Source organism: Uliginosibacterium sediminicola, assembly GCF_039631295.1.
In the GTDB taxonomy this organism is placed as follows: domain Bacteria; phylum Pseudomonadota; class Gammaproteobacteria; order Burkholderiales; family Rhodocyclaceae; genus Viridibacterium; species Viridibacterium sediminicola.
This window is the reverse complement of the sequence record NZ_JBDIVE010000004.1, coordinates 118085-136771: the sequence shown is the minus strand read 5'-3', so window position 1 is coordinate 136771 and position 18687 is coordinate 118085. Positions and strand designations below refer to the sequence as shown.

Sequence of the window (18687 nt, the reverse complement as noted above, 5' to 3'; positions counted from 1 at the left end):
TTATTCCACCCGGCTTTCAGCGTCGCTGGCCGCATTGTTCAGGCGGCCGCTGATCTGCAGCGCCAGCACGATCAGCATGCCGACCGACATCACCAGAGTGCCGGCTGCGGCCAGTGCCAAGGGATAACCGATCACCGTACTGAAGGTGTGCATGCCGGCTTTGACCTGTTCCCAGGAGCCCTTGGCGACGAGAATCAGGCAGTACGCGGTGGCCAGCTGCGCGAGCAGGGTACAGGCCTTGAGTGGCCAGCCCTTGAGGCGCGAAATCACCATGTCGAAGCCCAGATGCTTGCCCTCCGCCGCAGCCAGCACCGCGCCGATGCACACCAGCCAGACGAACATCAGGCGTGAGAGTTCTTCGTAGAACACGATGCCGGTGTCAAAGCCGTAACGCAGCAAGACATTGATGAAGACGGCCAGCACCATGATGCCCAGGCTGATCGCCATAGTCGCCTCGGTAATGCGCCGCGCCCAGTTGGGTGGCGCGGCTGTCTCGTGTTGCGGGTTCATGCTGTCTCCTTTGTTTTTATATTCAGCGCGCCTGCAGCCAGGCGGCGATGTCATCCACCAGCTGAGTTATCGGCTGCGTTGCATCCAGATCCAGTACGCCGTCTTCACCGGAAGGCCGCTCCAGCGTAGCGAACTGGCTGGCGACCAGGCTGGCCGGGAAGAGATGGCCGGGACGCGCGGCCACCCGCGCTTCGGCCACAGCTTGCGGCAGGTCGAGAAAGGCAAAGCGCAGCCCCGGCACCGCCGCACGCAAGCGCTCGCGATACGTTTTGCGCAGCGCTGAACAGGTCAGCACCGCACCGCCCGGCTCGGCCTGCAGCAGCGCGCCCAGGCGATCCAGCCAGCCAGCACGGTCGGCATCGGTCAGCGGCGTGCCGCTGCGCATCTTGGCGACGGCCTCGGCCGAGTGGTAGTCGTCGCCCTCGATCAGCCGCCAGCCCAGGCGTTCAGCGCAGGCCGCCCCAAGGCTGGATTTGCCGCAGCCGGCTACGCCCATTACCACCAGGGCGCCTGTCGTTTGCGAGCTGTTTTTGATAGCGCTATCCATTTATAAGTATTTTCAGTTGTTGCCAGATCAATTCCGAAGGCGACATATTCAAGACTTTTATGCGCCGTCAGGGATAGTCCGCAGTGTTTGCTTGATTCGGATAGCGCTATCCTAGACAAGGGCGGTGATAATTGCGCCTAGGGATTACACGTAGCACCATCATCGCCAGCTCAGCCTATACACCACGCACGACATGCCACGCAAAAGCCGCTCTACTGGACGCATCACCCTCGACGACGTCGCCCGCGAAGCCGGCGTCAGCCGCATCACCGCCTCACGCGCCCTGCACGGCGGCCGCGTGGTTGGTGCCGAGCTGGTGGCCCGCGTGCAGCAGGCCGCCGACAAGCTCGGCTATGTGCCTGATCCGGCGGCGCGTGCGCTGGCCTCGGCGCGCAGCACCCAGGTGCCGGTGCTGGTGCCCCTGCTCTCCAATGCCTTGTTCGTCGATCTGCTCGAAGCGGTGCACCGCGTGCTGTTCCCGGCCGGCTTTCAGCCGATGATCGGTGTCACCCACTACGACCCGGCGGAAGAAGAACTGCTGCTGCGCAACTACCTCGCGCATCGCCCCGCAGGTTTGCTGGTGACCGGCTTTGATCGCACCGAAGCGGCGCGCCAGCTGATCGCGCAAAGCGGCGTGCCCTGCGTCTATCTGATGGAAACCACCGATGCACCGGGCGTGCATTGCGTGGGTTTTTCGCAGCTGGAGGCTGGCGCGGCGATGACCGAACACCTGCTCTCACGCGGCCGCCGCCGCATCGCCTTTGCCGCCGCCCAGCTCGACCCGCGCACCCTGCTACGCGCCGAGGGCTATCGACGCACGCTGCAAAAAGCCGGCTGCTACGACAGCCGCCTGGAACTGCTGTGCCCCGAGCGTTCGTCGATTGCGCTGGGCGCGCGCCTGCTCGAAGAGCTGGTCAGCACACGACCGGACATCGATGCCGTGTTCTTCAACAACGACGACCTGGCCCAGGGCGGCCTGCTTGCCGCGCACCGCCTGGGCATCAAGGTGCCCGAGCGTATCGCCATTGCCGGCTTCAATGATCTGGCCGGCAGCGACCAGATGCTGCCGCCGCTGAGCTCCGTACACACGCCGCGTGCCGAGATCGGCGACCAAGGCGCACGCACCCTGCTGCAGCTGATGAGCGGGCAAACTCCGGCGCAAGCCAGCATCGAACTGGCATTCCAACTGGTGATTCGCGACAGCAGCTGAATCAGCGTGCCTGATCGCCCGACTGCAGTGCGCCAGGCGCTTCCGCAGCGGCTTCGAGCTTGAGCGGCGCCAGCGAGGAGGCGAGCACCTTGTCGATGCGGTTGCCGTCCATGTCGACGATCTCGAAGCGCCAGTCTTCCCAATCGACCGTATCGGCCGCCCGGGGAATCCGCCCGAGCAGCAGCATCAGCATGCCGCTGAGGGTCTGGTAGCGCTCCTTGTCCTCTTCCGGCACCGCCGCGAGGCCCAGGCGGTCTTTCAGCTCGGGGATCGGGATCAGGCCATCGAGCAGCCAGGAGCCATCGGTACGCTGCACCGCCCAGGCGTCCTGCGGGTGCAGGGTCTTGAACTCGCCGGTGATGGCTTCCATGATGTCCTGCAAGGTGACGATGCCTTGCACCTCGCCGTACTCATCGACAATGAAGGCCATCTGCACGCCGGAGCTGCGGATGTTCTGCAGCAATTCCATGCCGGTCAGGCTTTCGGGGACGAACACCGGCGCTTGTAGGCCAGTGTTCAGATCGGGTGTGTGGCCTTGTACCGAGGCAGCAAAGAGCTGTTTGACATTCACCACCCCGAGAATGTTGTCGAGGCCGCCATTGACCACCGGAAAACGCGAATGCTCGGCGGTCTGGATGACTTTCAGGTTGTCTTCCCAGCTGTGGCCCACGTCCAGATAGGCGATGTCGCTGCGTGGCACCATCAGCGAGGTGATCTGCCGGTCGTCGAGGCGAAACACATTGCGCACCATGGCGTGTTCCTGATGTTCGATGACGCCGCTGGACGAGCCTTCGGCCAGCATGGCGTGAATCTCTTCCTCGGTCACGCTGGCGTTCTCGACGATCTTCACGCCCAACAGGCGCAACACCAGGTGGGTGGTGCCGGCGAGCAGATGCACAAAGGGCTTGGTGACAATCGCCAGCAAGGCCATCGGCCGCGCCACCAGACGCGCCACGCTTTCCGGCTGCAGCTGGCCCAGGCGCTTGGGCACCAGCTCGCCGAGGACGATGGAGACGAAGGTGATGACCAGAACCACCAGACCGGTGGAAATGTAGCTGGCCAGTGTCTCTTCAAGGCCAAGACCGACCATCCAGACGCTGAAAGGCTGGGCAAACACCGATTCACCGACGATACCGTTGAGGATGCCGATCGAGGTAATACCGATCTGCACCGTCGACAGGAAGCGCGTGGGGTCCTCACCGAGCTTGGCGGCGGCGATGGCGCTTTGGTCGCCCTCGTCGATGAGTTTCTGCAATCGGGTCTTGCGGGCAGTGACCAGGGCGATTTCCGACATTGCGAACGCCCCGTTGAGCAGGATCAGCGCCAGCAGCAAGACTATTTCCATCGTCGATGCGCGCCCGTCTGCGCGCGGGTATTGAGGAGTTCCGATTGTTGCAAGTTGCTTGCCTGCTTAGCAAGCAACTTCGGGTCGGCACAGCCAGGAAGTCTGATTTCGGTGAAAACAACCGCCCTCAGCGCTCCAGATACGCCAGGGTGAGCCATGCCAACACCATGTAGCGTCCCAGCTTGGCGATCAGCACCAGCAGCAGGAAGCGCCCCAGCGGCTCACGCATGAAGCCGGCAACCAAGGTCAGCGGGTCGCCGATCAAGGGCGCCCAGCTGAGCAGCAGGGACCATTTGCCATAGCGCTGGTAGTGCCGCTCGGCGCGCGCCAGCGCCGCAGGCGGCACGGGGAACCAGCGGCGCTCACGGTAGCGTTCAATGGAACGGCCCAGCCACCAGTTGATCAGCGAACCCAGCACATTGCCAGCGGTGGCCACGGCAATCAGCAGCCAGCTTGCATGACCGCCCATGCTCAACAAAGCCACCAGTAGCGCCTCCGACTGCAGCGGCAGGATCGTAGCGGCGGCCAAGGCGCTGAGGAATAGTCCGCCGTAGAGCGCGAAGTTCATTGCGGGATGTGCTGGCGGGTCAGGGACATACGCGGCGGTCTCATCTTCATGGCTTGTACAGAGCTTCTCGGAATGCTGAGCAGTGTAGGCCCTGGCACCAGGCTATCCAGGGCATCAGCCAGAAACCGCTTAAAACGCGCACCAAGCGTTCAAACCCAGCTAAAACCACTACACCCTGACCGGCAGGATTAAAACGCCTCAGCGCCTGTTTTAGCGCCTTGCTGAGCGAGCCACCAACAGGCGAGAGATCCACAAGCTAGATCTAGAGCTTGTTCTGCTCTGCGCCACGCCGCATGCGCTGCAGCAGGCTGATCAGCTGGGCCTGCTCGGTGTGATCGAGCGCGCCGAGCATGCTGGCGAGCAAGGCTTTGCGCTGAGCCTGCATGGCTTGCTCGATCTGCAGGCCCTTGTCGGTCAGTTGCAGATTGAAGCGGCGGCGGTCGGCCGGATCGGCCTCGCGTGCCAGCAGGCCGCGTTCCATCAGCTGCTGGACGATGCGCGTGATCTGCGCCTTGTCGCGCCCGCTTTGCTGCACCAGATCCTGCTGGGTGCAACCCGGATGGCGCGCAAAGTAGCCCAAGGCGCGTGCTTCGGTCGGACCGAGGCCGCCGCCTTCGCTGTCCAGCGCGTGGCGCATGCGGTCCTTGAACAGATGCATGATGGCGTGGAAGTGCTCGAAGAGATCGTCTTTATCCGGGGGCATGGCGCAGGCTAGCTTGAATATAGTTGACAATATCAACTTGTTGTTCCAGTATTGGTTGATTGTATCAACTATCTGCGCCCTCGCGCCAGGAGAAACACCATGAACCAGCCCGATTCCTCACGCCGCCCGCAACGCCTGCGCCAGGCACCCAAGCTGCGCCGCGTGAGCGTGCTCAGCGTCGAACAGATCAGCCCGCACAGCCTGTGCATCCACTTCAGTGGCGAGGACCTGCAGGATTTCGCCAGCCCGTCTTTTGACGACCACATCAAGCTGATGCTGCCGGCCACGCCCGAGAGCGAACTGGTGTTGCCGATCCTGGGGCCGAATGGCGTGAGTTTTCCCGAGGGCGCACCACGTCCGCTGATGCGCGACTACACGCCGCGCCGTTTCGATGCGCAACGCGGCGTCTTGAGTATCGAATTCGCGCTGCACGGCGATGGCCCTGCAGCAAGCTGGGCGGCACAGGCGCAAGTCGGCCAGCAAGTGGCCATCGGCGGTCCGCGTGGTTCGACCCTGATCCCCGTGAATTACGACTGGCACCTGCTGGTCGGCGACGAAAGCGCCCTGCCCGCCATCTCACGTCGCCTCGAAGAGCTGCCCGCCAGCACACGGGCCATCGTGATTGCCGAAACCAGCGATCCGCGCGACCAGCGCAGTTTGAACAGTGAGGCCGATCTGCAGGTGCAATGGCTGCTGCGTGATGGCACCAGCCAGCTGCCGGCAGCGGTGAGTGCCTTGCAATTGCCGGCGGGTGAAGGTTTTGCCTGGGCAGCCGGCGAATCGGCCGGCATCATCGCCGTGCGCGAGGTGCTGATCAATCAGCTCGGGCTCGCCAAGCACCAGGTCAAGGCGGCGGCCTACTGGAAGCTGGGCGCCGCCGGGCATCACGAGAATCTGGCGCAGGATTGAGCGCAGCTTGCAGCGCCGGCCCTGAGATCAGGGCTGGACGCTCAGCTTGAGGATCTGCCCCTCGCTCTCATCGGTCAGCAGATAGAGCCAGCCATCCGGGCCGACGCGCACATCGCGCACGCGCTGGCCGATATCGAAGCGCTCCCAGCCGCTGATGCGCGTATCGCTGAGAATCAGCCGATAGAGCGCCTTATCCTTGAGTGCCGCGACAAACAGATTGCCCGACCAGGCCGGCAGCTTGTTGCCGGTGTAGAAGACCAGATTGCCGGGCGCAATCGAAGGATCCCAGTAGCAGCGTGGTTGCTCCATGCCGGCCTTGGCCCTGCCCTCACCGATTTTTGAACCGTCGTAGTTCAGGCCGTAGCTGATTACCGGCCAGCCGTAGTTCTTGCCCGCCTCGGGTGTATTGATCTCATCACCGCCCATGGCGCCATGTTCGGCGGTCCACATCTGCCCGCTCTGCGGATGACGCGTCATGCCCTGCGGATTGCGATGACCATAGCTCCAGATTTCCGGCAGGTAGCCCGACTTGCCGACAAAGGGGTTGTCAGCAGCTGCGCTGCCATCGGGATTCAGACGCAGGATCTTGCCCAGCGACTGCAACGGATCTTGCGCCGGGCTGAAGCGCTGGCGCTCGCCCAGTGAGACGAAGAGTTTGCCATCGCGCGCAAAGACCAGACGCGAACCAAAGTGCCCATCGCCGCTGAGCTTAGGTGTCTGGCGATAGATCACGCGAACATCACGGAGCGCCAGCGCTGCGGCATCGAGTACAGCTGTCGCCACTGCAGTTCCTACGCCTTCAGCGCTCCGTTCGGCATAGCTGAAGAAAATGCGCTGATTGGCAGAATAGTCCGGGTCCAGCACTACATCCAGCAAACCACCCTGGCCCCGTGCATAAACTGCCGGCACACCCGTGATCGCTGCCGACAGAACACCATTGGCCGAAACAATACGCATGCGTCCGGGCCGTTCCGTGACCAGCATGCGTCCATCGGGCAAAAAGACCAGGGCCCACGGATTGACCAAGCCGCTGGCAAATGTCTTCAGCGAGATCTTGCCGGGCGTGCTCAGCATCGGCCCGCTATTGCAGGGCAAGGCATTAGCGGCATTCGCCACCGGGTTCAAGCTCTGTGCCTGAACCGAAGGAAGCAGGAGAAGCATCAGTGCTGACAACAACGAAAACCGAACTTTCATGTCCTGCCCCCTGCTTCTCTCTGTTCCACGTGAAACATCGATCACTTGTTCAAGCTATTTGCTGAACAAGTCCCAACCAAGCTTGCACAGCAAGATGCTAACGATGACCAACAACATCAGACGTACGAAGCGACTACCATGGCGCAAGGACAACCGTGCGCCAACTTGTCCACCGAGCAGATTGCAGACCGCCATCACCAAGCCCACCTTCCACATCACGCTACCTTGGTAGGCGAAGTAGCACAGTGCTGCGAAATTGGTGGCGAGATTCACGAACTTCGAACTCGCTGAGGCGTGCAACATATCAAGACCAAACAGCGCTACAAAACCGAAGATCAGGAAGCTGCCAGTGCCCGGACCGAAGAAGCCGTCGTAAAAACCAAGCGTCAAACCCAGCAAGGCCGAGTACCAAGGCAGCTTGTGCTGGATACGTCCATGACCTTCAAGTCGGCCAAAGTCCGGCTTGAAAAAGGTGTACAAGCCCACCAGCAGCAAGAGCACAAACACCAGCGGTCGCACACTGGACGGTGGCAGAAGTGACACCGCCATCGCACCCAGCGCTGCACCGGGTAAGGCAGCGAGCGTCGCCGGCAAAGCAATGTGTTTGGGTATATCCAGGCTGCGAGCGTAATGAATCGCTGCGCCACCTGTACCGACAATACTCGCCAGCTTGTTCGTACCGAACAGCACTGCAATAGGCGTTGTGGGAAAAGTCGCGAGCAACAAGGGAATCTGAATCAAGCCCCCGCCACCCACCACCGCATCAATCAGACCTGCTGCAAAGGCGCCAGTCCCGAGTACAACAAGCTCTAAACTCATGTTTCACGTGAAACACGCTCAGCTGTTCCACCTGCTTCTTTCACTGCCCACAAAGCCTTGGCGAGAGATTTCCAGGCGTCGCCGCCGTGAATCTCCTGACCACTCACGGCGCTCTCTTCCATCGTACGCAACATCAGACCGATCAGACCGAACAACTGCATCCGCGCAAGATCTTCAGGCGCAGCGCTATGCAAACCTGCAAAGCCAGCATGACCCTCTGTGCCCAATGCCTCTTCCGCCAACGAGCGCATCGCTGCAGAGTCTTGCCAATCCAAACCGAGTGCAATCAGCTTGCGCTCAATCTCCAGCGATATATTCGACGCCGTACCACTGTGATGCTCAAAATCTGCCATACCTATTTACCTATGCAGAACCGCGAAAAAATCACACCCAACAAATCATCGGCACCAAACTCGCCGGTGATCGTATTCACCGCTTCCTGCGCCAGCCGCAGTTCCTCAGCAAGCAAATCGAGTTGCTGCTGACGCGCTTGCTCAATCGCCCAGCGCACATGTTCCAGCGCTGTTCTCAATGCAACGAGGTGCCGCTCACGCGCAAGAATCACATCCTCGCCACGACCTTCCCAACCCGCAATCTTCAGCAAAGCTGAACGCAAAACATCAATGCCCTCACCTGTCTTGGCAGACAAGGCAATCAGCGATTCGTTCGGCAAAGCCTGGTAAGCAATCGGCGCTTGCAAGAGATCACACTTGTTGAAGGCCCACACCACCGGCACGCCCTGTGGCAGGCGCGCATCGATTTCATGGTCGGCGGCGCTAATCCCGGTGCGCGCATCAACCAGGCGCAAGATCAGATCCGCCTTGCCAATCTCAGCCCAGGAGCGCGAAATACCAATCTGCTCGACCTCGTTATCGGTGTCACGCAAACCCGCAGTATCAATGATGTGCAGCGGAATGCCTTCGATATGGATCAGCTCACGCAGCACGTCGCGCGTAGTCCCCGCCTGATCGGTGACGATGGCGCGGTCCTCACCGGTAAGGCGATTGAGCAAGCTGCTCTTGCCCACATTGGGTTGCCCGACCAGCACCACATGCAAACCACTGCGCAACAAACTCCCCTGCTGCGCACGCGCCAGCAAAGCCGATAGCTCGGATTCGAGCAAAGCCAGACGCTCGAAGGCTTTCGCCGCCTGCAAGAAGTCGATGTCCTCTTCGGGGAAATCCAGCGTCGCTTCGACCAGCATGCGCAGGTCCACCAGCTTGTCGCGCCAGGCATTCACGGCTTGCGAAAACTGACCGGACAAGGAACGTTGTGCCGAGCGCGCAGCAGCTTGCGTGCTGGCGTCGATCAGATCGATCACGCCCTCGGCCTGGGCCAGATCCAGCTTGCCGTTGAGGAAGGCGCGCCGCGTGAATTCGCCCGGTTCGGCAAGCGTGGCCCCCAGCGCAATGCAGCGCGCAAGCAGCATCTGCATCACCACCGGGCCGCCGTGCGCCTGCAGCTCCAGTACATCTTCGCCGGTGTAGGAATGCGGCGCGGAGAACAAAAGAAGAAGCCCCTCGTCGAGCACGCTGCCGTCCTCATCGAGGAAACGGCGCAAACTCGCAACGCGGGGCTTCGGGGCTTGGGCTGCGGTCAGGCGGCGGGCAAACTCCGCCAGATCCTGACCGGAAATGCGCACCACGCCAACACCACCGCGACCGGGCGGTGTGGCAATGGCGGCTATGGTTTTATTTGCTGACACCCGCGCTGGCACCTTCAATAGAACGTGTGATGTACCACTGCTGCGCGATAGACAGCACGTTATTCACCACCCAGTACAGCACCAGACCCGAAGGCATCCACAGGAACATCACACCGAAGATCAGCGGCATCGCCAGCATCACCTTGGCTTGCATGGGATCCGGCGGTGTCGGGTTGAGCTTGGTTTGCACGAACATGCTGATCGCCATCAGCACCGGCAACACGAAGAACGGGTCCATCGCCGAGAGATCATGAATCCAGCCCAGCCACGGTGCCTGACGCATTTCGACAGCGCCCAGCAGGGTCCAGTACAAAGCCATGAACACCGGAATCTGCACCAGGATCGGCAGACAGCCGCCCATGGGATTGACCTTCTCGTTCTTGTAAAGCTGCATCATTTCCTGATTCAGCTTCATCTTGTCAGTCGCGTAACGCTCCTGCAGCGCCTTCATCTTCGGCATCAAGGTCTTCATCTTGGCCATCGAGCGGTACGAAGCTGCCGACAGCGGGAAGAACACCGCCTTGATCAGCACCGTCAGCAGGATGATCGCCCAACCCCAGTTACCGACCACACTGTGGATGAAGGACAGCAGCCAGAACAGCGGCACCGCGATCATCGTCACCCAACCGTAATCGACCACCAGATCCAGACCCGGCGCAATTTCCTTGAGCTTCTTCTGCTCTTGCGGGCCGACATACAGCGGCATGTCGAGCTTGGCAGTCTGGCCAGCAGCAACCGTCAGCGGCACCTTGACGCCCGTACCGTAGAAATCATCGGCCAGCTTGCGGTTAAAGAAAGTACGTTCAACATCACCCTTGGGCACATAAGCACTCACGAAATAGTGCTGCACCATCGCCACCCAGCCGTCCTTGGCCGTGACTTCCTTGGCGTCGTCCTTATTCTTGCCGATGTCTTCAAAGCTGATTTTCTTGAACTTCTTCTCTTCCGTGTAATGCGCCGGACCGGTATAGGTCGACACACCACCAATCACGCCGCCGGTATGTTCAGCCGGCTTGCCATCGCGCGCCAGCTCGAAATAAGCCTGTGTATTCAGCGGGATAGCTGCGGCGTTCGACACTTCATAGCTGACATCGATGAGGTAGCTGCCACGGTGGAAAGTCAGCACCTTGCTCACCGTCACACCATTGACGGCAGGCGCGGTCAAACGCAGCTGAACGCTGTTTTCGCCGTCCTTGAGCGCAACATTCTGTGCCGAGAGCTGGAACAGGCTGCGGTGGTTGGGCAGACCTTCAGTGGTCAGACCGCTGCGTGCCACATAGATGTGGGTCTTGCCTTCATCCAGAATGCGGAAATTCTGGCTCGTATCGTCGGTCGCCTTGTGCTTGAGCAGTTCCAGATCAATGATGTCGCCACCCAGGGCCGACACCTCGGCCTTCACCAGATCGGTCGTCACCGTCGCGCGCGGGCTGTTCTTGTAATCTGCCGCCACACCGGCCGGCGTCGCTGCCGCAACAGCTGTCGCCACCGGCGCAGCACCCGCTGCCGAAGCGCTGGCAGGCACCACCGGCTGGCTTTGCGCCACTGCCGTTGCCGGCTTGACCGGCTTGTTATAGATCTCCCAGTTCTGCCACAGCACAAAAACTGATGCCGTGAAGATCACGGTGAGCACAGCATTCTTGATATCCATCTGCATGGTGATTTACCGCAGGAAAAAATGAGTTCTAGGGAACTGGATCATAGCCGCCCGCAGACCACGGGTGGCAACGACAAACGCGCCGCACAGCCAAGCTGCCACCCCGCAAGGCACCATGACGTTCGATGGCCTCAAGCGCGTAGTTGGAACAACTCGGATGAAAGCGGCACTGACGCCCCAGCATGGGGCTGATGAAATACTGATATGCCTTGAGCAGCACGCGCAACAGGGATTTCAACGCGGCAACCTCGCAAAAACCGACACGATGTCTTCGCGCAATTCCGCGCGCGTCGCGCCATCGGTCTTCTGCGCCAGACGCAAAGCCAGATCATGCCCCGGCAAAGTGTCAAGAATATGGCGAAAGTGTTCGCGCGCAAGCCGCTTGAGCAGGTTGCGCGTGACCGCGTGACGGGCCAGCTTGCGCGCCACGACGAGGCCCAGACGTGCCGGACCGGCGACCGGACGATAATGCAAGACGAAGAACCGACCGCGAACGCTGCGCCGGAAAGCAAAAACGGATGAATACTCATCCGTTTTTCGCACGCGACGTTCCGGCGGAAAGCCTAGATTGCCAAGCCGGTTGCCAAGCTGATCGTGAGCAGAATTGCCGGGAATGTCGCGCATCTTGAAATCAGTCACACCGGCGAGGCCGGAGGACCGAATCGAGCTCAGAACTTAGACAGCCAGACGATGACGGCCCTTGGCGCGACGGGCTGCGATCACCTTGCGGCCGCCACGGGTTGCCTGGCGAACGAGGAAGCCATGGGTGCGCTTGCGGCGGACCACGGAAGGTTGATAGGTACGCTTCATGATTATTCTCGGGTTAGCACGGAAACCCGCGATTATCAATGTGTTAAGGATGTCTTGTCAAGACATTGCTTGATCTGGTATGAGCATCATGTGCCGTCCGGCCTGTGGATAATTCCTCGTCTTCAGGGTAAGATTGCCTTCCAATAACACCCGCTGGCAATGGCTCCCTGATCAGCTTGATCAAACTTGCCAACACAGGCGGAATAAGTCCGAAAGGCGCTCCAGGGATGAAATTTCAGCGTATGCGAAGCACTCTGCCCCAGTACTTGCACTGTACTGCCCGCATGCGATGTCTGCCCCTCACAGCGCGCCTGGACACACTGATCAAAAGCTGATCAGGCAAGACCCCCGAGACAATTTCCATCCGGCCAAATCGCTTTGGCCGACTCCCGCTTTTTGCGTCAGCCAAAGTGCTGACTGACCGGAAAAACGATTCAACGTGAGCCACGAATTCTGGACCGCTTGCCTGGCGCGACTCGAACAGGAACTGCCTCCACAGCAGTTCAACACCTGGATTCGCGCACTCGAGGCCAACCAGAGCAGCCTCAATGGTGACGTGAACCTGCTCGCCCCCAACCGCTTCGTACTGCAATGGGTGCGCGAACGTTACCTCAGCCGCATCGAACAACTGGGTGCCGAGTTCTTCGGCAAACCTGTCGAGATCTTGCTTGAACTCGGCGGAAAATCAGCGAAATCCGCTCAAAAACCTAGCGAAGCCGCAACGCCTGAACGACGCCAGAGCGACAAGCCGGCCGCCGCCGCGCCTGCTGCGCCGGTCGAAGCCGAAGAGAGCGCAGCCAAAGCCGCCGAGCCGAGCAGCCCGGCACTCATCAGCAATCGCGAAAAGACGCGGCTGAATCTGGATTTCACCTTCGACACCCTGGTCACCGGTAAAGCCAATGACCTGGCCCGCGCCGCCGCCATGCAGGTGGCGCAGAATCCCGGAAGCTCCTACAACCCGCTGTTCATCTACGGCGGCGTCGGCCTTGGCAAGACTCACCTTGTGCAGTCGATCGGCAACGAAGTGCTGCGCCACAATCCGCGCGCCATCGTGCGCTACGTGCATGCCGAGGATTACGTCGCCGACGTGGTGCGCGCCTATCAGCAAAAGAGTTTCGACCAGTTCAAGCGCTATTACCGCTCGCTGGACCTGCTGTTGATCGACGATATCCAGTTCATCAAGAACAAGGAACGCACCCAGGAAGAGTTCTTCCACGCCTTCAACGGCCTGGTCGAAGCGCGCAAACAGATCATCATCACCTGCGATACCTATCCCAAGGATATCGAAGGCCTGCAAGACCGCCTCATCTCGCGTTTTGACTGGGGCCTGACCGTACAGATCGAGCCGCCCGAGCTCGAAATGCGCGTTGCCATTCTCAAGAAGAAGGCCGAAGTCGACGGCATCAAGCTGCACGACGAAGTCGCCTTCCTGATCGCCAAGAACCTGCGCTCCAATGTGCGCGAGCTCGAAGGTGCGCTGCGCCGCGTGATGGCCTATGCCCGCTTCCACGGCCGCGACATCAGCCTGGAACTGGCCCGTGAAGCCCTGCGCGACCTGCTCGCCGCCTTCAATCGCCAGCTCACCATCGAGGTCATCCAGAAGACGGTGGCCGACTACTACAAGCTCAAGCTCGCCGAGCTGCTCTCCCCCAAGCGCACCCGCAACATCGCCCGCCCACGGCAGATCGCCATGTACCTGGCCAAGGAGCTCACGCCAGCCTCCTTGCCGGCCATTGGCGAGGGCTTTGGCGGGCGCGACCACACCACGGTGCTGCACGCCTGCCGCACCATCGCCGAAATGCGTCTGGCCGACCAGCAGATGAACCACGATCTGCACGTGCTGACGCAGACTTTGCGCGGTTGATCCCCTTTGTAAAACCCTGTTGATAAAGCTTCGTCAAGCGCTGTACGAATTGTGAAAAAGCGCGGCTTGGTGAGCACAAGCGTTTTCCATCCACATTTGCCCACAAGGATTTAACCCCGTTTGCGAACAGACTCTTCAACAAGCTTAAAGCATTGAAAAATTTGACTTAAAAAGGCTTGTCCACAGGTTTACCGAGCAATCATCAGTAGACGTTATTTATATTCTTAACTTCTAACAACAATGAAACACCGTGCCAGCTTGGCAGCACCGAACCCCGCGCAAGCGATGCTGACCAGCAGATTGCAAAACCCCATTGGTGACGGGCAGGGCGGCTGAACTGGCCAAGCTTCACAGCGTGCAGGCTGCGCAGTCGATGTACGGCGCAGAGCGGGGCAGGCTGGCAGTACTGCAGTACAGATGAAAAAATGAGCGCTGCGCTGAAAGTGCAGGAACAAGTGCCGCAAAGAAGTCCGCACAAGCTGCTTAAACGGCGCCTGAGGCGTTTTTTGTGGGGGCCAAGCGAGCCACCCCGGCAGTTGAGCACTGAAAATCGCTCAGGCGGCTCTTCAGCGGTGCAGACGTGATTGGCAACTGAAACGCTGATCGCACGAGACGCTGGGTGGTTAGTGTGTTGTTTTTAAAAGAAACCCTTGTCGAGCTTGGAAAGGCTTGTTGATAAATGCAGCGCAAACACTGTAGGAATTGTGAAAAAGTGCGGCTTCAAGCCCGGCCGGCTTTTCCATCCACATTTGCCCACAGCGATTTGACCCCGCTTGCGAACACACTCTTCAACATGCCTAAAGTCCTGAAAAAATGGGACAATATGAGCTTGTCCACAGTTTTGCCTCGCAATAATCAGTAGACGTAGGAGTTATATATAAATGCTTCTGTTAACAACGAGCCGTGACGAGCTGCTGGCGCCCTTGCAATCGGTGTCGGGCATCGTCGAGAAACGTCACACCCTGCCGATTCTCTCCAACGTCCTGATCGAAAAGCGGGCTGGGGCCCTGACCCTGCTGGCCACCGATATCGAAATCCAGATCCGCACCACCACCGAAGGTGCTGGCAGCGGCGAAGAGACTTCGATCACCGTGGCCGCGCGCAAGCTGCAGGACATCCTGCGTGCTTTGCCCGAGGGCACCGAGGTCAGCCTGGTCCTCGACGACAAGCGCTTGACCCTGCGCGCCGGCAAAAGCCGTTTTGCGCTGCAAACGCTGCCGGCGGCGGACTACCCCCGCATGCAGTTCAACGAAGGCGCTGCAGTCGAATTCACGCTGTCGCAGAAGGCCTTCAAGCGCCAGCTCTCCCAGGTGGCCTACGCGATGGCCGCGCAGGACGTGCGCTACTACCTCAACGGCCTGCTGCTGGTCGCCAATGGCGCCGAGCTGCGCCTGGTCGCCACCGATGGTCACCGCCTGGCCCTGGCCAACACCCTGATTGATGGCAGCGTGCCGCGCACCGAGGTGATCCTGCCGCGCAAAACCGTGCTCGAACTGGCGCGCCAGCTCTCGGACAGCGATGATCCGGTGGAGATCACCCTGATCGGCAACCAGGCGCGTTTCCGCTTTGGCCCGATCGAGCTGATCACCAAGCTCATCGACGGCAAGTTCCCCGACTACGACCGCGTGATTCCGCAAGGCAATCCCAAGCTGGTCAAGGCGCGCCGTCAGGCACTGCTGCTGGCGCTGCAGCGCGCGGCGATTCTCACCAACGAGAAGTTCCGCGGCCTGCGCGTGCAGCTTGAAGCGGGCATCCTGCGCGTGATCAGCTCCAATGCCGAGCAGGAAGAAGCGCAGGACGAGCTGGAAGTCGACTACAGCGGCGACGCGCTGGAAATCGGCTTCAACGTCAGCTACCTGCTCGATGTGCTCAACAACGTCGGCACCGACGAAGTCGAGATTCATCTGAACGAACCGATGTCCAGCGCGCTGTTCACCCTGCCGGGCAACGATGAATTCAAGGCTGTGGTGATGCCGATGCGCATCTGATGACGCGCATCCATCCACAGCTTATCCAGAGCTTGTTAACAGCTTTTTCAGCGCTTATGCACAACTGATACAGCACCAGCCCACAGGTTTATCGACACGATATCCACAGGGCTGGCGCTGCGCTGAAGGTATCAAAGGCAAGAAAAAAATTCGGCCTGCTTCGCAGGCAGAACACATCACCGGGATTTCGCTACATGTCCGAAGAGAACGCACAACCGAACGAACAGCCGAAGCTGCCGCAAGGCAATGATGGTTACGACGAAGACAGCATCCAGCAGCTTGAAGGTCTGGAAGCCGTCCGCAAGCGCCCAGGCATGTACATCGGTGACACCTCGGACGGTACCGGTCTGCACCACATGGTGTTCGAAGTGGTCGACAACGCCATCGACGAAGCCCTCGCCGGCCATTGCGACGAAATCGTCGTCACCATCCACACCGACAACTCGATCTCGGTGACCGACAACGGTCGCGGCATCCCGACCGGCATCAAGTTCGACGACAAGCACGAACCCAAGCGCTCGGCCGCTGAAATCGTAATGTGCGTGCTGCACGCCGGCGGCAAGTTCAACCAGAACAGCTACAAGGTCTCCGGCGGTCTGCACGGCGTGGGCGTCTCCTGCGTCAATGCGCTGTCCAAGTTCCTGCGCCTGACCATCCGCCGCGATGGCAAGAAGCACTTCATGGAGTTCCAGCAAGGCAAGGCCGTGGATCGCCTGATCGAGGTGCAGAACGGCGTAGAAGTCTCGCCGCTGAAAGTGCTCGGCGACACCGAAAAGCGCGGCACCGAAGTGCACTACCTGGCTGATGAAGAGATCTTCGGCAAGATCGAATACCACTACGACATCCTCGCCAAGCGCCTGCGCGAGCTCTCCTTCCTCAACAACGGGGTGAAGATCAAGCTCGTCGACCAGCGCAACAACAAGGAAGAAGACTTCGCCTTCTCTGGCGGCGTGAAGGGTTTCGTTGACTACATCAACCGTGCCAAGAGCGTGCTGCACCCGAATGTGTTCTACGCCTCCGGCACCACCATGGTCACCACCGGCCAGGTGCAGAACGTCGAGCTGACGGTCGAAGTCGCCATGCAGTGGAACGACAGCTACCAGGAACAGGTGCTGTGCTTCACCAACAATATTCCGCAGTCTGACGGTGGCACCCACCTGACCGGCCTGCGCGCCGCGATGACCCGCGTCATCAACAAGTACATCGACGAACACGAGATCGCCAAGAAGGCCAAGGTCGAGATCAGCGGCGATGACATGCGCGAAGGCCTGGCCTGCGTGCTGTCGGTGAAGATGCCCGACCCGAAGTTCGCCTCGCAAACCAAGATGAAGCTGGTCTCCGGCGAAGCCCGTCCGGCAGTGGAAGAAGTCGTCGCCGCCAAGCTCGCCGAATTCCTGCTCGAACGCCCGCACGACGCCAAGACCATCTGCGGCAAGATCGTCGAAGCCTCGCGTGCCCGTGAAGCCGCCCGCAAAGCGCGCGAAATGACGCGCCGCAAAGGCGTGCTCGACGGCATCGGCCTGCCCGGCAAGCTCGCCGACTGCCAGGAAAAAGATCCCGCGCTATGCGAGCTGTATATCGTCGAGGGTGACTCCGCCGGCGGCTCCGCCAAGCAAGGTCGCGACCGTAAATTCCAGGCCATCCTGCCGCTGCGCGGCAAGGTGCTCAACGTTGAACGCGCACGTTTCGACAAGCTGATCAGCTCCGAGCAGATCGCCACCCTGATCACCGCGCTCGGCACCAGTATCGGCAAAGACGACTACAAGCCCGAAAAACTGCGCTACCACCGCATCATCATCATGACCGATGCGGACGTTGACGGTGCCCACATCCGCACCCTGCTGCTGACCTTCTTCTACCGCCAGATGCCCGAGCTGGTCGAAGGCGGCCACATCTACATCGCCCAGCCGCCGCTCTACAAGATCAAGCACGGCCGCAGCGAGATGTACATCAAGGACGACCACGAACTCTCCGCCCACCTGCTCAAGCTCGCGCTCGACGGCGCCGCGCTGACACCCAAGGCCGGCGCAGAAGAGATCGCCGGCGCGCCGCTCGAAGAACTGGCACGCGGCTACCTGCTCGCCGAAGCGGTGATCAACCGCCTCACCAGCTGGATCGACAGCGAAGTCCTGCACGCCATGCTCGCGCATGACATCGAACTGCAACTGGCCGACGAAGCCAGCGCCATCGACTCCGCCGCCAAGCTGCAAGCGCAGCTCTCCAGCAGCCTCAATGTGCGCCCGCACTTCGACGTGATCAGCGAATCCTGGCAGCTCGCGCTCGAACGCATGCACCACGGCAACATCAAGCGCACCCTGATCGAAGCCGACTTCCTCGTCTCCGGCGACTACGCCCAGATCCGCCGCGCCGCCCAGCTCATCAGCGGCCTCATCGGCGAAGGCGCCGCGATCCGCCGCAACGACAAGAACAGCCCGGTCAAGAGCTTCTCCGAAGCCGTCACCTGGTTGCTCAATGAAGTTGAGCGCGGCATCAGCAAGCAGCGCTACAAAGGTCTTGGCGAAATGAACCCCGAGCAACTCTGGGAAACCACCCTCGACCCCGCCGTCCGCCGCCTGCTCAAAGTGCAAATCGACGACGCCATCGCCGCCGACGAAATCTTCACCACGCTGATGGGCGACAACGTCGAGCCGCGTCGGGACTTCATTGAGCGCAACGCATTGAATGCACGGAATATTGATGTGTAAGCGTGGCTGAACATCATCCACTCAGTGGGTGATCTTCAAGCACCAAGGTTTCAGCCTCGAAAAAGCAGCAGTTAAAAAATAGCCGTTTTCTATACATGTCCGCGACAAATGTATAGAAAACGGCTATTTTCTATACACGTCACAAAAACATGTATA

The 18687-nt window shown here is 60.3% G+C and carries 18 protein-coding genes; 5 read left to right on the top strand and 13 right to left on the bottom strand.

All coding sequences use genetic code 11. The annotated features are described in order from the left end of the window. Both ABDB84_RS09520 and ABDB84_RS09515 read right to left on the bottom strand, forming a co-directional pair. Positions 1-510, bottom strand: coding sequence for a TRAP transporter small permease (locus ABDB84_RS09520; RefSeq protein WP_345919486.1), 510 nt, complete (start codon positions 508-510; stop codon positions 1-3). Positions 511-532: 22 nt separating this feature from the next. After that, positions 533-1057, bottom strand: a complete 525-nt coding sequence (locus ABDB84_RS09515; protein WP_345919485.1) for a gluconokinase — start codon at positions 1055-1057, stop codon at positions 533-535. 193 nt (positions 1058-1250) lie between these two features. Between ABDB84_RS09515 and gntR the strand changes: the two genes are divergently transcribed. Then, a complete protein-coding gene (gene gntR, locus ABDB84_RS09510) occupies positions 1251-2267 on the top strand; it encodes an HTH-type transcriptional regulator GntR (protein WP_345919484.1) in 1017 nt (338 codons plus the stop codon). A 1-nt stretch (position 2268) separates the two neighbouring features. Here the strand turns inward: gntR and ABDB84_RS09505 are convergent, their stop codons facing one another. From ABDB84_RS09505 to ABDB84_RS09495, 3 genes are all read right to left on the bottom strand, one after another. Then, positions 2269-3612 carry a hemolysin family protein gene (locus ABDB84_RS09505; protein WP_345919483.1) on the bottom strand — a complete coding sequence of 448 codons (1344 nt, stop codon included), beginning with the start codon at positions 3610-3612 and terminating at the stop codon, positions 2269-2271. 127 nt (positions 3613-3739) lie between these two features. Further along, positions 3740-4180 carry a YqaA family protein gene (locus ABDB84_RS09500; RefSeq protein ID WP_345919482.1) on the bottom strand — a complete coding sequence of 147 codons (441 nt, stop codon included), beginning with the start codon at positions 4178-4180 and terminating at the stop codon, positions 3740-3742. A gap of 262 nt (positions 4181-4442) precedes the next feature. Further along, the gene (locus tag ABDB84_RS09495) at positions 4443-4883 is read right to left on the bottom strand and encodes a MarR family winged helix-turn-helix transcriptional regulator (protein WP_345919481.1); all 441 of its coding nucleotides are present in this window, start codon (positions 4881-4883) and stop codon (positions 4443-4445) included. Positions 4884-4982: 99 nt separating this feature from the next. Between ABDB84_RS09495 and ABDB84_RS09490 the strand changes: the two genes are divergently transcribed. Beyond that, a complete protein-coding gene (locus ABDB84_RS09490) occupies positions 4983-5792 on the top strand; it encodes a siderophore-interacting protein (RefSeq protein WP_345919480.1) in 810 nt (269 codons plus the stop codon). Between the two features lie 27 nt (positions 5793-5819). Here the strand turns inward: ABDB84_RS09490 and ABDB84_RS09485 are convergent, their stop codons facing one another. The 8 genes from ABDB84_RS09485 to rpmH form a co-directional block, all read right to left on the bottom strand. Beyond that, positions 5820-6953, bottom strand: a complete 1134-nt coding sequence (locus tag ABDB84_RS09485; protein WP_345919479.1) for a PQQ-dependent sugar dehydrogenase — start codon at positions 6951-6953, stop codon at positions 5820-5822. Positions 6954-7040: 87 nt separating this feature from the next. Next, positions 7041-7805 carry a sulfite exporter TauE/SafE family protein gene (locus tag ABDB84_RS09480; protein ID WP_345919478.1) on the bottom strand — a complete coding sequence of 255 codons (765 nt, stop codon included), beginning with the start codon at positions 7803-7805 and terminating at the stop codon, positions 7041-7043. After that, on the bottom strand, positions 7802-8158 hold the full coding sequence (locus ABDB84_RS09475) for a hypothetical protein (protein WP_345919477.1): 357 nt from the start codon (positions 8156-8158) through the stop codon (positions 7802-7804). Before ABDB84_RS09475 ends, ABDB84_RS09480 begins: the two co-directional genes overlap by 4 nt. Positions 8159-8160: 2 nt before the next feature. Beyond that, positions 8161-9510, bottom strand: a complete 1350-nt coding sequence (gene mnmE / locus ABDB84_RS09470; protein ID WP_345919476.1) for a tRNA uridine-5-carboxymethylaminomethyl(34) synthesis GTPase MnmE — start codon at positions 9508-9510, stop codon at positions 8161-8163. Beyond that, positions 9497-11158 carry a membrane protein insertase YidC gene (gene yidC / locus ABDB84_RS09465; protein WP_345919475.1) on the bottom strand — a complete coding sequence of 554 codons (1662 nt, stop codon included), beginning with the start codon at positions 11156-11158 and terminating at the stop codon, positions 9497-9499. The genes mnmE and yidC overlap by 14 nt, the downstream gene beginning before the upstream one ends. Before the next feature lie 34 nt (positions 11159-11192). After that, entirely contained in the window at positions 11193-11384 is a 192-nt protein-coding gene (gene yidD / locus ABDB84_RS09460; protein ID WP_428715085.1) for a membrane protein insertion efficiency factor YidD, read from the bottom strand. Between the two features lie 14 nt (positions 11385-11398). Next, entirely contained in the window at positions 11399-11788 is a 390-nt protein-coding gene (gene rnpA, locus ABDB84_RS09455) for a ribonuclease P protein component (protein WP_345919473.1), read from the bottom strand. A 51-nt stretch (positions 11789-11839) separates the two neighbouring features. Further along, on the bottom strand, positions 11840-11974 hold the full coding sequence (rpmH, locus tag ABDB84_RS09450) for a 50S ribosomal protein L34 (RefSeq protein WP_345919472.1): 135 nt from the start codon (positions 11972-11974) through the stop codon (positions 11840-11842). Between the two features lie 439 nt (positions 11975-12413). On the opposite strand from rpmH, the gene dnaA reads away from it, so the two are divergent. The 3 genes from dnaA to gyrB all read left to right on the top strand — a co-directional run bounded on the left by dnaA (position 12414) and on the right by gyrB (position 18531). Further along, positions 12414-13838, top strand: a complete 1425-nt coding sequence (dnaA, locus tag ABDB84_RS09445; RefSeq protein WP_345919471.1) for a chromosomal replication initiator protein DnaA — start codon at positions 12414-12416, stop codon at positions 13836-13838. An 881-nt stretch (positions 13839-14719) separates the two neighbouring features. Next, positions 14720-15826 carry a DNA polymerase III subunit beta gene (dnaN, locus tag ABDB84_RS09440; protein ID WP_345919470.1) on the top strand — a complete coding sequence of 369 codons (1107 nt, stop codon included), beginning with the start codon at positions 14720-14722 and terminating at the stop codon, positions 15824-15826. 194 nt (positions 15827-16020) lie between these two features. After that, positions 16021-18531, top strand: a complete 2511-nt coding sequence (gene gyrB / locus ABDB84_RS09435; protein WP_345919469.1) for a DNA topoisomerase (ATP-hydrolyzing) subunit B — start codon at positions 16021-16023, stop codon at positions 18529-18531. Positions 18532-18687: the final 156 nt, after the last annotated feature.

Coding starts and splice junctions, on each gene's coding strand:
- ABDB84_RS09520 (WP_345919486.1), bottom strand. CDS start 510: ATGAACCCGCAACACGAGACAGCCGCGCCACCCAACTGGGCGCGGCGC.
- ABDB84_RS09495 (WP_345919481.1), bottom strand. CDS start 4,883: ATGCCCCCGGATAAAGACGATCTCTTCGAGCACTTCCACGCCATCATG.
- ABDB84_RS09485 (WP_345919479.1), bottom strand. CDS start 6,953: ATGCTTCTCCTGCTTCCTTCGGTTCAGGCACAGAGCTTGAACCCGGTG.
- yidC (WP_345919475.1), bottom strand. CDS start 11,158: ATGGATATCAAGAATGCTGTGCTCACCGTGATCTTCACGGCATCAGTT.
- gyrB (WP_345919469.1), top strand. CDS start 16,021: ATGTCCGAAGAGAACGCACAACCGAACGAACAGCCGAAGCTGCCGCAA.
- ABDB84_RS09505 (WP_345919483.1), bottom strand. CDS start 3,612: ATGGAAATAGTCTTGCTGCTGGCGCTGATCCTGCTCAACGGGGCGTTC.
- rpmH (WP_345919472.1), bottom strand. CDS start 11,974: ATGAAGCGTACCTATCAACCTTCCGTGGTCCGCCGCAAGCGCACCCAT.
- ABDB84_RS09515 (WP_345919485.1), bottom strand. CDS start 1,057: ATGGATAGCGCTATCAAAAACAGCTCGCAAACGACAGGCGCCCTGGTG.
- ABDB84_RS09475 (WP_345919477.1), bottom strand. CDS start 8,158: ATGGCAGATTTTGAGCATCACAGTGGTACGGCGTCGAATATATCGCTG.
- ABDB84_RS09480 (WP_345919478.1), bottom strand. CDS start 7,805: ATGAGTTTAGAGCTTGTTGTACTCGGGACTGGCGCCTTTGCAGCAGGT.
- dnaN (WP_345919470.1), top strand. CDS start 14,720: ATGCTTCTGTTAACAACGAGCCGTGACGAGCTGCTGGCGCCCTTGCAA.
- ABDB84_RS09490 (WP_345919480.1), top strand. CDS start 4,983: ATGAACCAGCCCGATTCCTCACGCCGCCCGCAACGCCTGCGCCAGGCA.
- gntR (WP_345919484.1), top strand. CDS start 1,251: ATGCCACGCAAAAGCCGCTCTACTGGACGCATCACCCTCGACGACGTC.
- ABDB84_RS09500 (WP_345919482.1), bottom strand. CDS start 4,180: ATGAACTTCGCGCTCTACGGCGGACTATTCCTCAGCGCCTTGGCCGCC.
- rnpA (WP_345919473.1), bottom strand. CDS start 11,788: ATGCGCGACATTCCCGGCAATTCTGCTCACGATCAGCTTGGCAACCGG.